This is a genomic window from Nonomuraea sp. SBT364, assembly GCF_001083785.1.
Taxonomy (GTDB): Bacteria; Actinomycetota; Actinomycetes; order Streptosporangiales; family Streptosporangiaceae; genus Nonomuraea.
On sequence record NZ_LAVL01000007.1, the window covers coordinates 37,011 to 52,928 of the forward strand.

Below are 15,918 nucleotides of genomic sequence, written 5' to 3' on the forward strand. Positions count from 1 at the left end.
TCGGGGCCCATCGAGGCCCCTGGCCCGGTCGGGTCGCTCAGGACGCCAGTCGTGCGCGGACCGCGGCGGCCACCCGGCCGCCCTCGGCCCGGCCGGCCACCTTCGGGTTGACGACCTTCATGACCTGCCCCATGGCCTGCGGCCCCGAGGCGCCCGTCTCGGCGACGGCCTCGTCGACGAGCTTGGCCAGGTCCTCGTCGGAGAGCTGCGCCGGAAGATACTCCTCCAGCACCGCCTGCTCGTCGAGCTCCGCCTGGGCCTGCTCGGCGCGCCCGGCGTTGCCGAACGCCTCCGCCGCCTCCCGCCGCTTCTTCGCCTCACGGGTCAGCACCTTGACGATCTCCGCGTCGGAGAGCTCCCTGGCCGCCTTGCCGGCGACCTCCTCCACGTTCACGGCGGCCAGTGCCATCCGAATCGTCCGGAGACGTACCTCGTCCCGGGCTTTAAGCGAGGCCGTCAGATCGGCCTTCAGCTTGTCCTTCAATGCGCTCATGCGGTCCATCTTGCCGCGTGCGCGAACGGCCCGTGCCGGATGTCGGGCATCATGAAGAGGTGAGGAAAGCAGTCGCGGTGCCACTGTCAGTGCTCGGCCTCGGCCTGGCCGGGCTCGGATACGCCTCGGTCGTGGAGCGCAACTCGTTCCGGCTGCGGCGCTTCGACGTGCCGGTGCTGGCCCCCGGTCAGCGGCCGGTGCGCATCCTGCACCTGTCGGACCTGCACCTGACGCCACGGCGGACGATGCTGATCAACTGGGTGCGCTCGCTCGGCTCGCTGGAGCCCGACCTCGTCGTCAACACCGGCGACTCCATCGCCCACCCCGACGCCGTCCCGTCGCTCCTGCACGCCCTGGAGCCGCTGCTGGCCCGGCCCGGCCTGTTCGTCTACGGCTCCAACGACCTCTACGCCCCCCAGCCGAAGAACCCGGCCCGCTACCTCTGGCGCACCTCGCGCAACGAGCGCCGCCAGCACGTGCCCACCCTCCCCTGGGAGGAGCTCGGCGCGGGCATGGCCGCCGAAGGCTGGCTCGACATGAACAACACCACCGCCCGCGTCAAGGTCGGCGACCTCGACGTCGCGGTGGCGGGCATCCACGACTCCCACATCTCCCGCGACCGCTACGACCTCGTCGCCGGCCCCGCTCCCGCCGACGCCGACCTGCGCCTCGGCGTCATGCACTCCCCCGAGCCGCGCAACATGACCGCCTTCGCCGCCGACGGCTACCAGCTCCTGCTCGCCGGTCACACGCACGGCGGCCAGCTCTGCGTCCCCTTCTACGGCGCCCTGGTCACCAACTGCGGCATCGACCGCGCCCGCGTCAAGGGCCTCAGCCGCCACGACTCCGCCTGGCTGCACGTCTCCGCCGGCCTCGGGACCAGCCCGTACGCGCCGGTCCGGTTCGCGTGTTTCCCGGAGGCGTCACTGCTCACGCTGGTTCCCCGCCGGTGACGGTCACAAGCACCCGCGAAGTCGGCTAGACTTCCCTAGGCACGTGCAAGACGGCGTGCACCGGGGTGTAGCGCAGCTTGGCAGCGCGCTTCGTTCGGGACGAAGAGGTCGTGGGTTCAAATCCCGCCACCCCGACAGTATTGCCGCAGGTAGAAGGCCGCTTCCGAAGATCGGAAGCGGCCTCTTCTGTCTCTTGAGTGACTAACTGCGCGACTACGCTTCTACGGCGTCCGTAGCTTGCGTCTCGGACTGGTGCTTCAGAACGTAATCGATCATGCGCTGCATGGTCTCCACGTTCTCGTACAGGAGCCCTAGCGCCCTGTTGCACTGCTGGCACAAGATCCCTTCTCCGAACTACCAGTGCGATCTTCCTCGTTGAGGTCGAGATGCACCGGGGTCGTCCGTCTGCCGGGTTCTGAGAGAGGGGCGGTCAGAGGGTGCTGGACCGCCCGGCGATCTGGTTGAAGGTGGGCAGGCCCAGGTGGATCACAGAAGGCTTGAGTGCGGCATCGAGCTGAGTCAGCTTCTCCTCGGCGCCCGCCAGGCTGATCTCCAAGCCCTCGACCTCGCCGAGCCAGCCTTCACGCTGAGCTTCGGCGATCCGATCAAACAGGTTCTCGCGGATCTCGATCAGGCGGTCACGCTGGGACGGTTCAGGCCGGAGGAGCGAACATCGGACGCAAGCTTCTCTGAACCAACGAGAGTGTGCCCTGTGATCAGGTGACGGGATGATCAGTCCTGAAGGGGAGGTCCGGTGTGGGGCCGGAGAACGGGTGCGAATGGCGCGGGTGTTAGTTTCCTTCCCGTGTTAAAACACCAGGACGAGACCAGGGCGGCCTACGACGGGGTCGTCGAGCTGTACGCGTCGATGTTTGCTAATCGGTTGGAGACGCAGCCGTTCGCGCGGAACATGATCGGGACCTTCGCCGAGCTCGTGCGTGGCACGGGGAACCTGCGTGCAGCCGACGTCGGGTGCGGACCCGGGCATCTGACAGCCATGCTGCACGACTTGGGGCTGGACTCCTTCGGGCTCGACCTCTCCCCGGCTATGGTCGCCCACGCCCGGCGGGCCCATCCGACGCTGCGGTTCGACGAAGCGCGAATGGAGGCCCTGCCGATCGAGGACGGCGCGCTCGGCGGAGTGCTGGCCCACTACTCGATGATCCATACCCCACCTGGAGAATTGCCCGCGCTGCTCGCCGAACAGGTGCGTGTCCTGACGCCAGGGGGCCTGCTCCTGGTGTCCTTCTTCGGGACCGAGGGACCGGAGCCGGTCCGCTTCGACCACAAGGTGGCGCCCGCCTATAGCTGGCCGGCGGAGCAGTTTGCCGAGTTGCTGACCGGGGCCGGACTCGTCACGGTTGCTCGGTTGCTCCACGACCCAGCGTCCGAGCGGGGCTTCCTCGACACCCATGTGCTGGCCCGCCGCCCGTAGAGCGTGGCCCGTGGCCTGGGTCGGGGTGGTGTAGATCATCCGCGTGGATGAGCTCGGCTGACTTGCAGGTCCTCTTGCCGTACTGATTCGTGTCGCGATCTGGCTGAAGCGGGGCATGCCGAGATCAACCACTTGGCGTTGACGGACTTGCTCTGCATCGAGCTGGGCGAGCTTCTCCTCTGCGCTGGCGAGGTTGACTTGGAGTCCTTCGATCTCACCGAGCCATCCCTCCTGTTCAGCTTCGGTGATTCGGGCGATCAAGTTGTCGCGGATCTCGGCAAGCCGTGCCCGTTGGGCCGGGTCAGGTCGGAGAAGCGAGCATCTGACACAAGCGTGCTCGTGGATGCGCGACGTTCCGAAGGCCCGAGCGCAGGTTCCCAGAGAGAGCTTGCGCTTCTCGAAGTGGGCGAGGAAGGCGTCCCACTCCTCGTTCGTCGGGGTCCGGTATTCCAGCCTCCAGGCGGTGGCGGCGTTCGGGCATGACCAGCAGATCGCCGGGCAGCCCGTCCCATGAGTCAGGCCCGGCGACGAGCCGCACCCGCCCGCGCAGCACGTGCACCGTGACCTCGCCAGGATGCTCGTTCTCGTGGATGTGCTCGCCCTGCCGCAACGCCATGACAGTCTGCCGCAGCGAACGATCGTGTCCACCGTGGACAGTGGTGGCACCGCGCCCCCTGTCCGCCTCACGGGCATGCGTGAGCAGTTGGCGACCGAGTGCGGTCAGCGATACCTTGGTCATGACTGCGGTGCGCGACGGTCTCGTCGAGCTTCCAACTCCTCGGGGCTGACCGGGGTCAACATCGGCTGCCCAGGCGCGCAGAACATCGTCACCACGAACGCCGACTCCTCATCAGCCAGGTGGTTGCCGTCCTGGTAATGAATCACGTCCCCGCCTGGCTCCCAGAACGCCTCACCGGCCCGGACAACCCGTACAGGTTCGCCTTCGAGCTCGAAATTCATGGCGCCTTTGATCACGTACCCGTAGGCGGGACCGGAGTGCCGGTGAGGCGGCGCGCCAGGGCTGTTCGGCGGCAACGTGACCAGGATCGTCATCGCCTCGGCGCCCTCTGGCGCGGGCGGCGCCCCCGGTACGGTGGCAACCACGTCGATCTTCGGTGGTGGCCCGCTCTTGTCGGGGTTCTCAAGGTGGTGGGCGTGGATGTGATCGGTGCTCATCAGGCGTCCCTTCGCGAAACAGTGGCCGACTCGGTCCGGCCGATCAGTAGCTCAGACCAGGCAGCGCCCCGATCTGTGACACCGTCCCGAACAGCGCTCCTGCTGGGACGCCTCAGCTGCCCAGCTCACTTGACATCGACGCCCGGCCGCAGGTCAGCGGAGCCCGCGCTGTTCCGGCCAACGCGCCACCACACCGACAGGCCGGTGGGTCGTGGCGAGGTCATGACCATGGTGCGGACGTCGTCGCGTCACAGCGCCAGTGCCGCCATGAAAGTCATGTCGGCCGCCATTCCGGCCGAGCACATGTCCTGGCCGAATCTCTTTCGATCCGCTCCCCGCACCGGCAGAACGCGGATGAGCCGAGCGCAGGTCCAGGTCAGGCTGATGGCAAGGGCCTCCGTGGTCATCGACCCGCCTCCATGCGCGTGCCCGGACAAGGAGCCGGTGAGAGCAGGACCGCCGGACGCCGTCAGCACCATGAGCATCGGCATGAACACGAAGTCCTGGATGTGATGGCCGGTCTCCGCGCGGCGTATGGGGGAGCCGCAGAGCCAGCCTGCGGTCAGCAGCGCGAGCACCGCGGCGCAGAGGAACCAGCCACCAAGATGCCCGACCGCCATGCCGAGCGCCATCACGATGTACGGCCACCTTCTCGCGTGGCGTACGGAGGGCAGCAGGACCGGGGCGAGTGCCACGGCGCACCCGGCCAGAACGCCCACCGTGTGGAGGAGGGCATGCATCAGACCGTCTCCGCTTTCGCCCGCCGCAGACGCGTGGGAGACGCGCTCCTCGCCGTTGTTGCGATCACGCCCTTTGACCGGACAACCCGGCGAATTGTGACAGAACGGAGGGGGACAGGCCGACCCCGCGACGGCGCCACTCCCCGGGCGCATCGAAGGTGGCCATACCCGGCGTGGAGTGTCAGGGTCAGTTTTCGCCTATCTCCTCAAGTTTCTTGACCACATCAGCCGCCTGCGCGCCGTCACCGGCCTCCTCGAACAGCCGTGCCGCCTCCGCCAACGCTTGGCGAGCCTCCTCGACCCTGCCCACCTCCCGCAGCGCGAGGCCCAGACCGCGCGTGGTGTGCGCCAGAGCCTCGGGAAAGGGGTTGCCGCGTAACACGGAGACCGCCTGCTGACAGGCGTCGATCGCCTCCACCCAGCGTTCGAGCGCGATATAGGTGATCCCGAGATGGCCCAGGGCAGCCCCGAGCGCGTAGCTGATGATGGCCGGGGAACCGCCGTAGGAAGGGTCACGCAGCGTGGCCACCAGCGCCAGATTGCGCCGCAAGGCCTCCTCTGTCTGGCCCGCCCGCCGCAGGGTGAGGTTGTGGTTCATCATGGCCTGGGGATAGCCCTCCAGGTCCCCGGCCCGCAGGAGGAGGTCGGCCGCTCTCCGGGTGTAGTCCACATCGCGCTCGAGTTTCGCCGGATCGCTGTAGTCGGGCCAGCCGGCGTAGTACAGCGCCCACCCCTGCTGGCGAAGGTCACCGATCTCGCCGGCCAGTTCGAACGCCCGCAACGCGGTCGTCTCCCCCTCCTCCGTCCGGCCTTCGCACACGCACAGACCCCAGGACAGATAATTGAGATGCACCGCCTCCAGCAGCCGGTCCCCCATGGCCCGTGCCGCGTCGGAGGACAGTTCGAACACCTCGCGCCAGTGCCCCCACCTCTTCCATTGGTCGGAGAACCAGTGCATGGACTCGGCCACCTCGACCACCACCGTGTGCTCGTGCTGCCGGGCCGCCGAGCGCAACGCCTCCAGCCAGGCCACGCCCTCCGCCTGCAGCCACTCGCTCGCCGCCTTCCGGCTGTCGAGCGTGACCAGGGAACGCCACTCGGGAGGCGGCGCACCGTACCCGGGCTCGAACCAGCGCCCGGCAACCACCGCGACCTCCAGCAGCCAGGTCTCCATCCTCCGCCGCGCCGCTTCCCGCGCCTCGACCGGCTCCTCCTGTTCCAACTGGGCACGGGCGTACAACCGGACCAGGTCGTGGAAGACGTAGCGGCCGGCATACGGCGAGGTCAGCAGCCCCAGCTCGACCAGCTCTTCCAACGCGTCCTCGGCCTCGAACAGGTCCGCCTGCAGCACTATGGCGGCCATCGGTGCGCCGAAGTCCGATCCGGCCGCCAGCGCCAGGCGCCGGAACGCGATCCTCGCCAGCCCGGACACTTGCTGATATGACAACGTGAACGCAGCGGTGACCGCCAGATCACCCACCGCCAGGGCCTCCAGCCGGCGACCCTCGTCCTCCAGACGTCCGGCAAGCTGGCCGATCGTCCACCCCGGCCGGCTCTGCAACCGGTTCCCGGCGATCCGTACCGCCAGCGGCAGATTCCCGCACAGCCGGGCCAGCTCGGCTGTGCTGTCCGGGTCCGCCGCGATCCGCTGCTTCCCCACGATGGATTCCAGCAGCTTGGCCGCCTCCTCGTTGGAAAGCTCGGTCAACGGGACCTGCCGCACTCCCTCCAGCCCGCCCAGCGAGCGCCGGCTCGTGATGATCGTCATCCCCGGGCCGGAAGCCGGGAGCAACGGCCGTACCTGCCCCTCATCGGCCGCGTTGTCCAGCACGATCAGACATCGGCGATCGTTCAGCAGCGCTCTGTACAGGCCGGCCCGCTCCTCGTCGTCACCCGGAATCCGCTGCTCGGCCACACCCAACGCCTTCAACAGCCGCGACAGCACCGAGCCGGGGGCCGGCGGAGCACTGTCCATGCCCCGCAGGTCCACATAGAAACGGCCGTCCGAGAACAGCTCGGCCAGGTGCCGGGCGGCGTGCACGGCCAAGGCCGTCTTCCCGATTCCTGCGGTGCCGGAGATGGTGGCCGCCACCGCGGCCTCCCCGGTCCCGGCCTGCTCGGCCAGGTGCCGCAGCAGCTCCAGCTCCCGCGCCCGGCCGGTGAAATCCCCCGCTTCACGCGGCAACTCGCACGCGCCGGCCACCGGGCCGCTCGGTCGCGGCCGGCCCGCCCGCGCGGCCTCGGCCAGCTCCACCCGCCGGGCGTCATCCAACCGCAACGCTTCGGCCAGCGCCTCCACCGTGCGCCGTTGCGGGCCGCGGCTGACACCGCGCTCCATGTCGCCGATGGCCCGCACGCTCACACCGGACGCGTGCGACAGTTCCTCGATCGTCAACTGGGCGACTTGCCGCAGGCTCCGCAGAAGCAGGCCGAACGAGCTGCTCATCCATCCTCCTTGAAACGGCCCGCACACCGGGCCATCGAACGGCATGATCCAAACAACTCAGCGCCGAGTAAGCCGCCAGCTGTGCCCGTGTCCTGCCGAGGGGTCCACTGACACTTCTTGTCGCCCGTCATCGGTGTGGATGCGCTGCCCCCCGTGACCGCCGGCTGGGCGGAGTCCGTACGGAGCTCGGCGGACATGCACCGGCGCGGCTACCAGGTCTGATCGCCGGCTCGAACCAACATCCCGTTGACGGCGACCCGCCGCTCCCGCGTGACGATATAGCTGATCGCATCCGCGACGTCATCCGGGCGCAACCCTTCGATGCCGTCGGTCGGCCACCGGGCCGCATCCCGGGCGGAGTCCCCGAGACGGTTCTCCTGTCCGTCGTCCACCGCACCCGGCTCCACCACGCTGACCCGGACACGTTCGCCGAGCAGTTCCTGGCGAAGCGATTCGGTGAACGCGTTCAGGCCCGACTTGGTCAGGCCATAGACGCTGCTTCCCGGACGGACGACCCGCTCGGCCGCCGAGCCGACGTTCACCAGATCCGCCACCTCCCGGGGGGACGTCGTCGCCGCGTAGATCAGGTGCGGGAGAGCGGCGTGCGTGACGTGGACCAGACCCGCCACGTTGAGCGAGATCATCTGATCCCACTCTTCGATGGTGGCGTGCAGCGCTGAGCCGAGCAGCCTGACCTCGGCATTGTTGACCAGGATGTCCAGGCGCCCGAACCGATCCAGCGTGTCCTGCACCATGTCGTCGGCACGGTCGGCTTCGGTGATGTCGGCCTCCAGCGCGACCACCTCTCCGCCCTGCCGTGCGATGTCGTTCGCGACCTGCACCACACGGTCGCGCCGGTGGGCGACCAGGGTGACGGCCGCGCCGTCACCTGCGAGACGGCGCGCGGTCGCGGCGCCGATCCCGCTGCCGGCGCCCGTGACGAGAGCGACGGCTCCGGTCAACGGCTGATCGTGCATGACTGCCTCATTCCCACGTCGGGGGCGACACGGAAGCGAGCGTCGCCACACATCGCTTGCCGATGAGCCCGCCGTGCCACCCCGGGTACGGCATCGACGACTTCGAGTTCCATGCCCGTGACCGCTCCTCCCGTGCTCGTACGACACGCCGATGCTCGCGTAGCCGGTTGCCGTATCGCACCACGAAAAGTCACTGGTCTGACGAGACCAGGGTGTCGCGGACGCGTCGCTCGCGCGTGCGCACCCGGGCTGGGAGCGGGCTACGGCACCGGGCGGCTCATGCCCAGCGGCTTCACCGCACGCCGGGTTCGTACGTGCCGCCGGACAGCGCGTCGCCGACCTGCCTTCGGGAGGTGATCTCGAGTTTGGCGAAGATCTTGCGGAGGTGCCATTCGACCGTACGCGGGCTCAGGAAGAGACGGGTCGCGACCTCCGGGTTGGACAGACCGTCCCGTACCAGCAGGGCGATCTGCCTCTCCTGCGCGGTCAACTCCGCGCTCGCCGGGTCCTCGGTCCCGCGCGTGCGGCGGATGTTCTCACCCGTGGCCTGAAGCTCGCGGCGGGCACGCTCGGCGAAGGCGTCCATGCCGATCGACACGAACATCTCATAGGCGGTCCGCAAGTGAACCCGCGCCTCGGCCCCCCGACGGTCCCGGCGCAACCACTCGCCGTACAGCAAGTGGGCGCGTGCGAGTTCAGGACGCAGAGTCGTGCGCCCCAGCCGCTCGATCGCCTCGCGATACAGATCGTCCGCGGCGGCGTCGTCAGTCAGCAGCGCTCGACAGCGAGCCAGGATTCCCTGAGCCCAGTCGGTGTCACACGGTTCCGCCGCGTCCGCCAGCCCTTCGAGCGCCCCGCGAGCGGCCGTGGCGTCCCCGACACGCACCGCCGCCTCGACCAGCTCGGGCAGCGCCCACTGGGAGACGATCACGTTGGCGCTCTGGGTGGTGGCCTGGGCCGCCGGCAGTGCGAGCCCATGGCGGGCGAGGCCGTTGTAGAGGACCGCGGCCGCCCACTGGGCCGACGCGACACCGTTCAACTGGCCACTGGCGCCGGCCTCCTCGATCGTGGCGTCGATCAGCGGCGCGGCCTCGGCCTCCTTGCCCTGCATCGCCACCAGCAGGAGCTGGGTGTGCTGCGTCATCGGCACGCCCGTCGCCTCTGCGACGGCTTCGGATTCGGCGACGAGCGCCGCCGCGGCGGCGAAGTCACCGCTCAACGAGCGCGGTACCCCCAACGAGTGGAGATAGAGGGGAAGCTCGGACAGGGCCCCGGCCGCGCGCACCGCCTCGAGCGCCTTGGTGGGGATGTCGGGCATGATCCGGTCCTCCCACAGGAGCGCGCTCACGCCGCAGGCCGCCCAGCCCCATTTCAGCAGGTCGTGCACGGGGTGGGCAGCGATTGCCGACTTCGCCCGTTGCAAGGTGGGAAGTGCGGCTCTCCGGCCGTCGGTGATGAGCAGTGCGTAACCCTCGAGGACGAGGTCGAGGGCGCGCGGATGACCTTCGGGGGAGGGCAGTTCCCTCATCGCCCGGGAGATGTCCAGGAGGCTGTCCCGGTTCGCGGCACCGAACGACGCCGAAGCCCAGGCGATGAAGTACGTCTCCCGCGCCAGGTCCATGGCGAAGGGCTCCAGCCGCCGCGCGGCCGTCAGCAACATCACCGGCGCCTCGTTGTCGAAGCCGGCCGCGAACGTGATGTGACCGCGAGTCAGCAGGGCTCGCACGCGCTGGAACTCGCTCTGCGCATCCCGATCTGCGACGTCGGCGAAGTCGCGCGCGGTGGCGATGTCCCCGGCGCGAAGGCTGGCTGCCGCGGCCATCAGGGCCCTTTCGGCACGCCGCGAGGTGTCGACGCTCAATGCCATGGACCGCTGCAGGAAGGCGGCCGCGGCGGCCGGTCCGCCGCGTGCCTGTGCCCGGCCGGCGGAGCGTTCGAGCTCGCCGGCGACGTTCTCGTCGGGCGCGGTCGTCGCGGCGGCGAGGTGCCAGGCGCGGCGGTCGGGGTCGGCGTGGGCGTCCGTGACCTCCGCCAGAGCGAGGTGCGCCGCCTGGCGGTCCACCGGCTTCGCCGACCTGTACACGGCCGATCGCACGAGGGGATGACGGAAGGTCACCCGTACGTCGAACGACAGCAGCCCGTCCGTCCCGCTCGCCAGGGCCGTCGCCGGTTCGATGCCGAGCCGTTCGGCGGCACGCCACACCAGCGACGGATCGCCGACCGGCTCGGCGGCAGCGACCACCAGGAGGAGCCGGGTCTGTTCGGGCAGATCTGCGATTCTGTCGACGAAGCTCTGCTCGATCCGGCCGGGCAGCATGCCGGCATCCGGGAGGCCGAATCTGCCCGTCACCTGGGTCATGCTCAGTTCACGCGGCAGCTCCAGCAGGGCAAGCGGGTTGCCCCTGGTCTCGGCCACGAACCGATCACGGATGTGCCGATCGAACCGGCCGGGTGCCACCGAGTTCAGCAGAGCGTGCGCGTCGGCGGTCTTGAGCCCTGTGACCTCCATCCCCGGTAGTCCGAGCAGGTCCTGAGGCCACTGGCGTGAGCTGAGGACGAGGGCGACCGACTCTGCCAGCAGCCGCCGGCCGACGAAGCCGAGTACCTGCGCCGAGGCCCGGTCCATCCACTGGGCGTCGTCAATCACGCAGAGCAGCGGAGCGCTCTGGGAGATCTCCGACAGCAGACTCAGTACGGCCAGGCCGACCAGGAAGCGTTCGGGCGGAGATCCCCCACGCATGCCGAACACCGTTTCCAGCGCATGGCGCTGTGGCGTGGGAAGCCTCTCCAGCCGGTCCAGAAACGGGGCACATAACTGGTGCAGAGTGGCGAAGGCCAGCTCCATCTCGGACTCGACACCGGATGCGCGCAGCACCCGCATGCCGGTCGCCGCGCGCTCCACGTACTCCAGCAGCGCCGACTTTCCGACCCCTGGAACGCCGTGCACCACGAGCACGCGGCTCTCTCCTGCACGGACGGCCCTGATCAGCTCATCGAGGACGGCACATTCCGTCCCCCGACCGAGCAGCCCCGCGCTCCGCCTGCGTTGACCCACGATGCCCCTGTCTTTGCCCCGATCGCACGAATCTGCATACACCCAAGACCCGTGCCGGGCCAAGTCCCTCGACGTCGGGCGCTGATCTTCACGAGGTCCGGCCAGACAGGAGTTGATCAGCCGATGGGGCGCAGGCGGACGGGGAGTTCCCGGTGACCGTTGCTGATGAGGGTGGGTACCGGCCGCAACGTGCCGGCCGGTGCCGCGAGTGATATGGCGGGGAAACGCTCGAAGAGCTGGCGCAGGGCCTCGGCGACCTCGAGGCGGGCCAGGGGCGCACCGAGGCAGAAGTGCACGCCGTAGCCGAACGCCAGGTGGTCCTTCACCTTACGGGTGACGTCGAAGGTGTCGGCATCCGGCCCGTGCCAGTCCGGATGGCGGTTGGCGGCCCCGTAAGCCGCGAGGATGGGGTCCCCGGCGGTGATGACCTGCCCGTCGGGCAGTTCGACGTCGGTCACTGCGAAGCGCAGCGGCAGGTATTTGATGGCGGGCTCGGCGCGAAGGGTCTCCTCCACCACGTCCTCCCAGGCGGCCCGGCCGGTGCGGACGAGGTGGAGCTGCTCCGGGGACGTCAACATCGCGAAGACGGCCTGGTCGATGACGTTGACGGTCGTTTCGTATCCGGCGTTGATCATCAAGATCATCGTGTCGCGAAGTTCGACGTCGGTGAAACCGTCGCCGCCCGACTCCTCGTCGCGTGCCGCGATGAGGAGGGAGGTCATGTCGTCGCCGGGGTCGCCGCGCTTGATGGCGATCAGCTGGTCGGTGACCTCGAAGAGGCGTGCGGCGTTGGCCTGGGCCTGCTCGGGGGTGAGGGTGCTGTCGAAGACGTTGTCGACGATCTGGCGGAAGTCGTCCCGCTGCTCTACCGGTACGCCCATCAGGTGGCCGATCACGGCGATGGGCAGCGGGTAGGCCAGTCGCTCGCGCAGGTCCACCACCTGGCCTGGGGGCAGCGCTGCCAGGTCGTCGATCAGCTCGGCCACCAGAGACCGGATGGTCGGCTTCAGTTCAGCGATGCGGCGTGCGCTGAGGGCGGGGGCCACCATCCGCCGCAGTCTGCGGTGGTCGGCTCCGTACGCGGTCAGCATGCTCTGCACCTCGATCCACAGGGCGAGCGGCCACGTCCTGATCGTCTGCGCGAACGCCGGGTAGTGAGCACGGCCGTTCTTGGAGACGTCGGGGCTGGTCAGCAGGCGCTTGAGAAGGGCAGGGTCGGTGACCGCCCAGGCTCGCAGGCCGAGGACGTCCACAGGAGTGGCCGTGCCCAGGGCTCGCAGGGCCCGGTATTCGGCGTGCCGGTCAGCACCGGCGGGGTCGATGACGAACGGAAGTGGCTGGGACATTCTTCTCCTTCGGGCGATAGCGGGGCGATGGAGAGTGACGGGGCTGCAAGGCATGTCACCGGCACCCACTTCCGTGGTGACTCCTTACGGTGTTGCCGGCGCACAAGGTTGACCGGACAGCCTGGGCGATCCGTGACAGGGCGCCGGGTCTCATCCGCATCCAGCCGGCGAGCGGCTGCCGGGCTGAACCGCCACCCCCGGATCGGCCGTTCGCTGACCGCCCGGCCGGCGATGTGACCGGCCCTTGCTGTGATCCACACCAGGCCGGGTAGGCTGCTCCCCTACGCGTGACGTCTCGTGGGCTCCCTCTGCCCTCGCCCCGGCAACGGCGAACGGGGACCCGGTCACGGCCGCGTGACCGGCAGATCGGGGGGTGCGCGCGATGCGGAGGCATCACGCCGAACGTTCGCGGCGCGATCCTCTGTCCGAGGGCGTCGGCAGACATCCCGGGTCACAACTGCGCGGCCGGCAGATCGAGTGCGAGGCGCTGAGCCGACTCATGACCACCGTGCGGGGCGGCCGTAGCTCGGTGCTGGTCCTGCGCGGTGAGGCAGGCATCGGCAAGACGGCGCTGCTGGAGTACGCGCACGACAGCGCGTCCGGCTGCCGGGTCGTCAGAGCGACGGGCGTCGAGTCCGAGATGGAGCTGGCCTTCGGCGGGCTGCATCTGCTGTGCGTCCCGTTCCTGGATCAGCTCGGCCGTCTGCCGGAGCCGCAGCGTGACGCGCTCGAAACGGCGTTCGGCCTGAGCACGGGGTCGCCACCGGACCGCTTCCTGGTCGGGCTCGCGGTGCTCAGCCTGCTCGCCGCCGCGGCCGAGAAGGAGCCGCTGGTGTGCCTCGTCGACGACGCCCAGTGGTTGGATCAGGTCTCGGCGCAGACCCTCGCCTTCGTCGCACGCCGGCTGCTCGCCGAGCCCATCGGGCTGGTGCTAGCGGTGCGCGCGCCGGGCCTCGACGCCGAACTGGCAGAGCTCCCACGGCTCGAGGTGGCACGGTTGAGCGACAGCGATGCCCGCGCCCTGCTGGAGTCCGTGATCCCCGGCCGGCTGGATGATCGAGTGCGGGATCGGATCCTCGCTGAGACGCAGGGCAACCCGCTGGCGCTGGTGGAGCTGCCGCGGGGGTTGACGCCGGCGGAACTGGCCGGCGGGTTCGCCCGTCCGGACGCGCGGCCGCTGACCAGCCAGATCGAAGAGAGCTTCCAGCGGCGGGTACGGTCACTGCCGGCCGAGACACAGCGGCTGCTGCTCATCGCCGCAGCCGAGGCGGTGGACGACGTGGGCTTGCTGAACCGGGCGGCCGAGCTGCTGGGCATCGACGCGGCCGCCGCGTCACCGGCAGAAGCGGCGGGGCTGATCACTATTGGGACCCGGGTGCGGTTCCGTCATCCACTCGTGCGTTCAGCGGCCTACCGGGTGGCGAACCCGGGCGAACGGCAGCGGGTGCATCGGGCGCTGGCCGACGCGACCGATCCTCGGGCTGATCCCGATCGGCGGGCCTGGCATCTGGCCAACGCGTCGACCGGACCCGATGAAACGGTGGCCGCCGAGCTGGAGCGTTCCGCCGAGCGGGCGCGGGTACGCGGCGGGGTCGCGGCGGCGGCCGCGTTCCTGGAGCGGGCGGCCGAGCTGACCCCCGACGCCGCACGCCGTGGCGCCAGGGCTCTGGCGGCGGCCCGGGCCAAGTATCAGGCCGGCGGATACGACTCGGCGCTCGAGCTGCTCGACGCGGCCGAGCTCAGCCCCCTGGACGACCGCCTGCTCGCCCGGTCCAGCCTGCTTCGCGGTCAGATCGTCTTCACCTCCAGGAGCGCCGGCGCCGCCCTGCCCCTGCTACTGGACGCGGCCAGGCGCCTGGAGCCGCTGGACGCCGGGCCGGCCCGCGAAACCTACCGTGACGCGCTGTACGCGGCTCTCACCGCAGGCCGGCTGGCGGACGGCGCGCAGATGGCGGACGTGGCCAGGGCCACCCTCGCCGCGCCGCCCGGGCCGCCACCTGAGCGCAACGACCTGCTGCTGAACGGCCTGGCGGTGGCGACCATCGACGGGTACACGGCGGGCATGCCGATGCTGCGCCAGGCCATGGCCGCCTTCCGCACCGCGGAACTCTCCGCGGAAGAGGGTCTGGGCTGGCTCCCGCTCGCCGCCCGTATGGCGCACAACGTCTGGGACTTCGACAGCTACCTGACGCTCTCGGCGAAGCTGGTCGAGATCGCCAGAGAGGCGGGGGCGCTGTCGGCGCTGCCGTCGGCTCTCCTGCTCCACCTGTCGGCCCGGGTGCTGGCCGGTGAGCTCACCGCCGCCGACGCGCTGGTCGCCGAGGCGACCACGATCGGCGAGGTGTTGGGCAGCAGTTTCTTCGCCCAGTACGGAGCCCTGGTGGTCGCGCCGTGGCGGGGCGGGGAGGCCGAGACTCGTGAGGCGATCCAGGCGATCACTGGGGACGTGGCACTGGCGGGCGAAGGAAAGGTGACCACCGCCACTCAGTGGGCCACTTCGGTGCTCTGCAACGGCCTCGGCCGCTACGAGGAGGCCTTCGTCGCCGCCTCGCGCGGCGCCGAGCACCCCAAGGAGCTCGGCCTGTCCACCTGGTCCATGATCGAATTGGTCGAGGCCGCCGCCAGGAGCGGACGGCAGGCCCGCGCGGCCGAAGTCGCCCGGCAGCTTGATGAGATGGCGCGGGCCAGCGGCGCCGACTGGGCCCTGGGCACCTCGGCGAGCATGCGCGCCCTGGCGGGCGTCGGATCGGAACCCGACGATCTCTACGGTGAGGCGATCGTGCGGCTCGGCCGCGCCGGCGTCCGGATGGCGCTCGCTCGCACCCGGCTGCTCTACGGCGAGTGGCTGCGCCGGGAGAATCGCCGCGTCGACGCCCGCGAGCAGTTGAGCCTCGCCCACAAGATGCTCGGCCAGATGGGTGCCACGGCGTTCGCCGAACGCGCCCGCCGTGAGCTGCGGGCCACCGGCGAGACGGTCCGCAGGCGCCCGGACAAGGCGACGTCCGAAGTCCCGCTCACCGCCCAGGAAACGCAGATCGCGCGGCTGGCCGGTCAGGGGCTGACGAACGCCGAGATCAGCGCCCAGTTGTTCATCAGCCCGCACACCGTCGATTGGCACCTGCGGAAGATCTTCGCCAAGCTGGGCATCGCCTCCCGCAAGCAACTGCGGGCGACGCCGCCTGAAGGGACGACGGCGACGGCCTGACCCGCCTTCCACGTCGGCCACTGCCACGAAGGTCGGGGCACCCGCATCAGGCTCCGGGCTTGGGCCCGAACACGGTGTCCACCGGCTCCAGC

The 15,918-nt window shown here is 69.9% G+C and carries 12 protein-coding genes and 1 tRNA gene; 4 read left to right on the forward strand and 9 right to left on the reverse strand.

Features of this window, described 5'->3' with window-relative positions; all coding sequences use genetic code 11:
- Window positions 1-37: 37 nt before the first annotated feature.
- Window positions 38-493: a GatB/YqeY domain-containing protein gene (locus ADY59_RS05600; protein ID WP_049558540.1), complete on the reverse strand. Its 456-nt coding sequence runs from the start codon at window positions 491-493 to the stop codon at window positions 38-40.
- A 59-nt stretch (window positions 494-552) separates the two neighbouring features.
- Between ADY59_RS05600 and ADY59_RS05605 the strand changes: the two genes are divergently transcribed.
- Both ADY59_RS05605 and ADY59_RS05610 read left to right on the forward strand, forming a co-directional pair.
- Window positions 553-1,446 carry a metallophosphoesterase gene (locus ADY59_RS05605; RefSeq protein WP_049558542.1) on the forward strand — a complete coding sequence of 298 codons (894 nt, stop codon included), beginning with the start codon at window positions 553-555 and terminating at the stop codon, window positions 1,444-1,446.
- Window positions 1,447-1,507: 61 nt separating this feature from the next.
- A tRNA-Pro gene (locus ADY59_RS05610) sits at window positions 1,508-1,581 on the forward strand.
- Between the two features lie 78 nt (window positions 1,582-1,659).
- Here ADY59_RS05610 and ADY59_RS53890 read toward each other — a convergent pair.
- Window positions 1,660-1,785 (reverse strand): hypothetical protein, encoded by a 126-nt coding sequence (locus ADY59_RS53890; protein ID WP_197093450.1) that lies wholly within the window; start codon window positions 1,783-1,785, stop codon window positions 1,660-1,662.
- Between the two features lie 91 nt (window positions 1,786-1,876).
- A complete protein-coding gene (locus tag ADY59_RS53240) occupies window positions 1,877-2,002 on the reverse strand; it encodes a hypothetical protein (protein ID WP_269433553.1) in 126 nt (41 codons plus the stop codon).
- 249 nt (window positions 2,003-2,251) lie between these two features.
- Here ADY59_RS53240 and ADY59_RS05620 point away from each other — a divergent pair, with 249 nt between their 5' ends.
- Window positions 2,252-2,881 (forward strand): class I SAM-dependent methyltransferase, encoded by a 630-nt coding sequence (locus ADY59_RS05620; protein WP_049558546.1) that lies wholly within the window; start codon window positions 2,252-2,254, stop codon window positions 2,879-2,881.
- Between the two features lie 735 nt (window positions 2,882-3,616).
- Here the strand turns inward: ADY59_RS05620 and ADY59_RS05625 are convergent.
- The 6 genes from ADY59_RS05625 to ADY59_RS05650 form a co-directional block, all read right to left on the reverse strand.
- Window positions 3,617-4,057, reverse strand: coding sequence for a cupin domain-containing protein (locus tag ADY59_RS05625; RefSeq protein ID WP_082309880.1), 441 nt, complete (start codon window positions 4,055-4,057; stop codon window positions 3,617-3,619).
- 248 nt (window positions 4,058-4,305) lie between these two features.
- Entirely contained in the window at window positions 4,306-4,692 is a 387-nt protein-coding gene (locus tag ADY59_RS05630; RefSeq protein ID WP_156325317.1) for a hypothetical protein, read from the reverse strand.
- Window positions 4,693-4,984: 292 nt separating this feature from the next.
- A complete protein-coding gene (locus ADY59_RS53245) occupies window positions 4,985-7,243 on the reverse strand; it encodes an XRE family transcriptional regulator (protein WP_049558552.1) in 2,259 nt (752 codons plus the stop codon).
- 209 nt (window positions 7,244-7,452) lie between these two features.
- Entirely contained in the window at window positions 7,453-8,220 is a 768-nt protein-coding gene (locus tag ADY59_RS05640; RefSeq protein WP_049558555.1) for an SDR family NAD(P)-dependent oxidoreductase, read from the reverse strand.
- Between the two features lie 292 nt (window positions 8,221-8,512).
- Window positions 8,513-11,317 (reverse strand): ATP-binding protein, encoded by a 2,805-nt coding sequence (locus tag ADY59_RS05645; RefSeq protein WP_082309882.1) that lies wholly within the window; start codon window positions 11,315-11,317, stop codon window positions 8,513-8,515.
- A 74-nt stretch (window positions 11,318-11,391) separates the two neighbouring features.
- Entirely contained in the window at window positions 11,392-12,621 is a 1,230-nt protein-coding gene (locus ADY59_RS05650; protein WP_049558556.1) for a cytochrome P450 family protein, read from the reverse strand.
- Window positions 12,622-13,003: 382 nt separating this feature from the next.
- Here ADY59_RS05650 and ADY59_RS05655 point away from each other — a divergent pair, with 382 nt between their 5' ends.
- The gene (locus ADY59_RS05655; protein WP_082309883.1) at window positions 13,004-15,826 is read left to right on the forward strand and encodes a helix-turn-helix transcriptional regulator; all 2,823 of its coding nucleotides are present in this window, start codon (window positions 13,004-13,006) and stop codon (window positions 15,824-15,826) included.
- Window positions 15,827-15,918: the final 92 nt, after the last annotated feature.

Excerpts from the sequence above, each read along its gene's own strand:
- ADY59_RS05650 (WP_049558556.1), bottom strand. The coding sequence starts at position 12,621 with ATGTCCCAGCCACTTCCGTTCGTCATCGACCCCGCCGGTGCTGACCGG.
- ADY59_RS53245 (WP_049558552.1), bottom strand. The coding sequence starts at position 7,243 with ATGAGCAGCTCGTTCGGCCTGCTTCTGCGGAGCCTGCGGCAAGTCGCC.
- ADY59_RS05625 (WP_082309880.1), bottom strand. The coding sequence starts at position 4,057 with ATGAGCACCGATCACATCCACGCCCACCACCTTGAGAACCCCGACAAG.
- ADY59_RS05655 (WP_082309883.1), top strand. The coding sequence starts at position 13,004 with ATGCGGAGGCATCACGCCGAACGTTCGCGGCGCGATCCTCTGTCCGAG.
- ADY59_RS05600 (WP_049558540.1), bottom strand. The coding sequence starts at position 493 with ATGAGCGCATTGAAGGACAAGCTGAAGGCCGATCTGACGGCCTCGCTT.
- ADY59_RS05640 (WP_049558555.1), bottom strand. The coding sequence starts at position 8,220 with ATGCACGATCAGCCGTTGACCGGAGCCGTCGCTCTCGTCACGGGCGCC.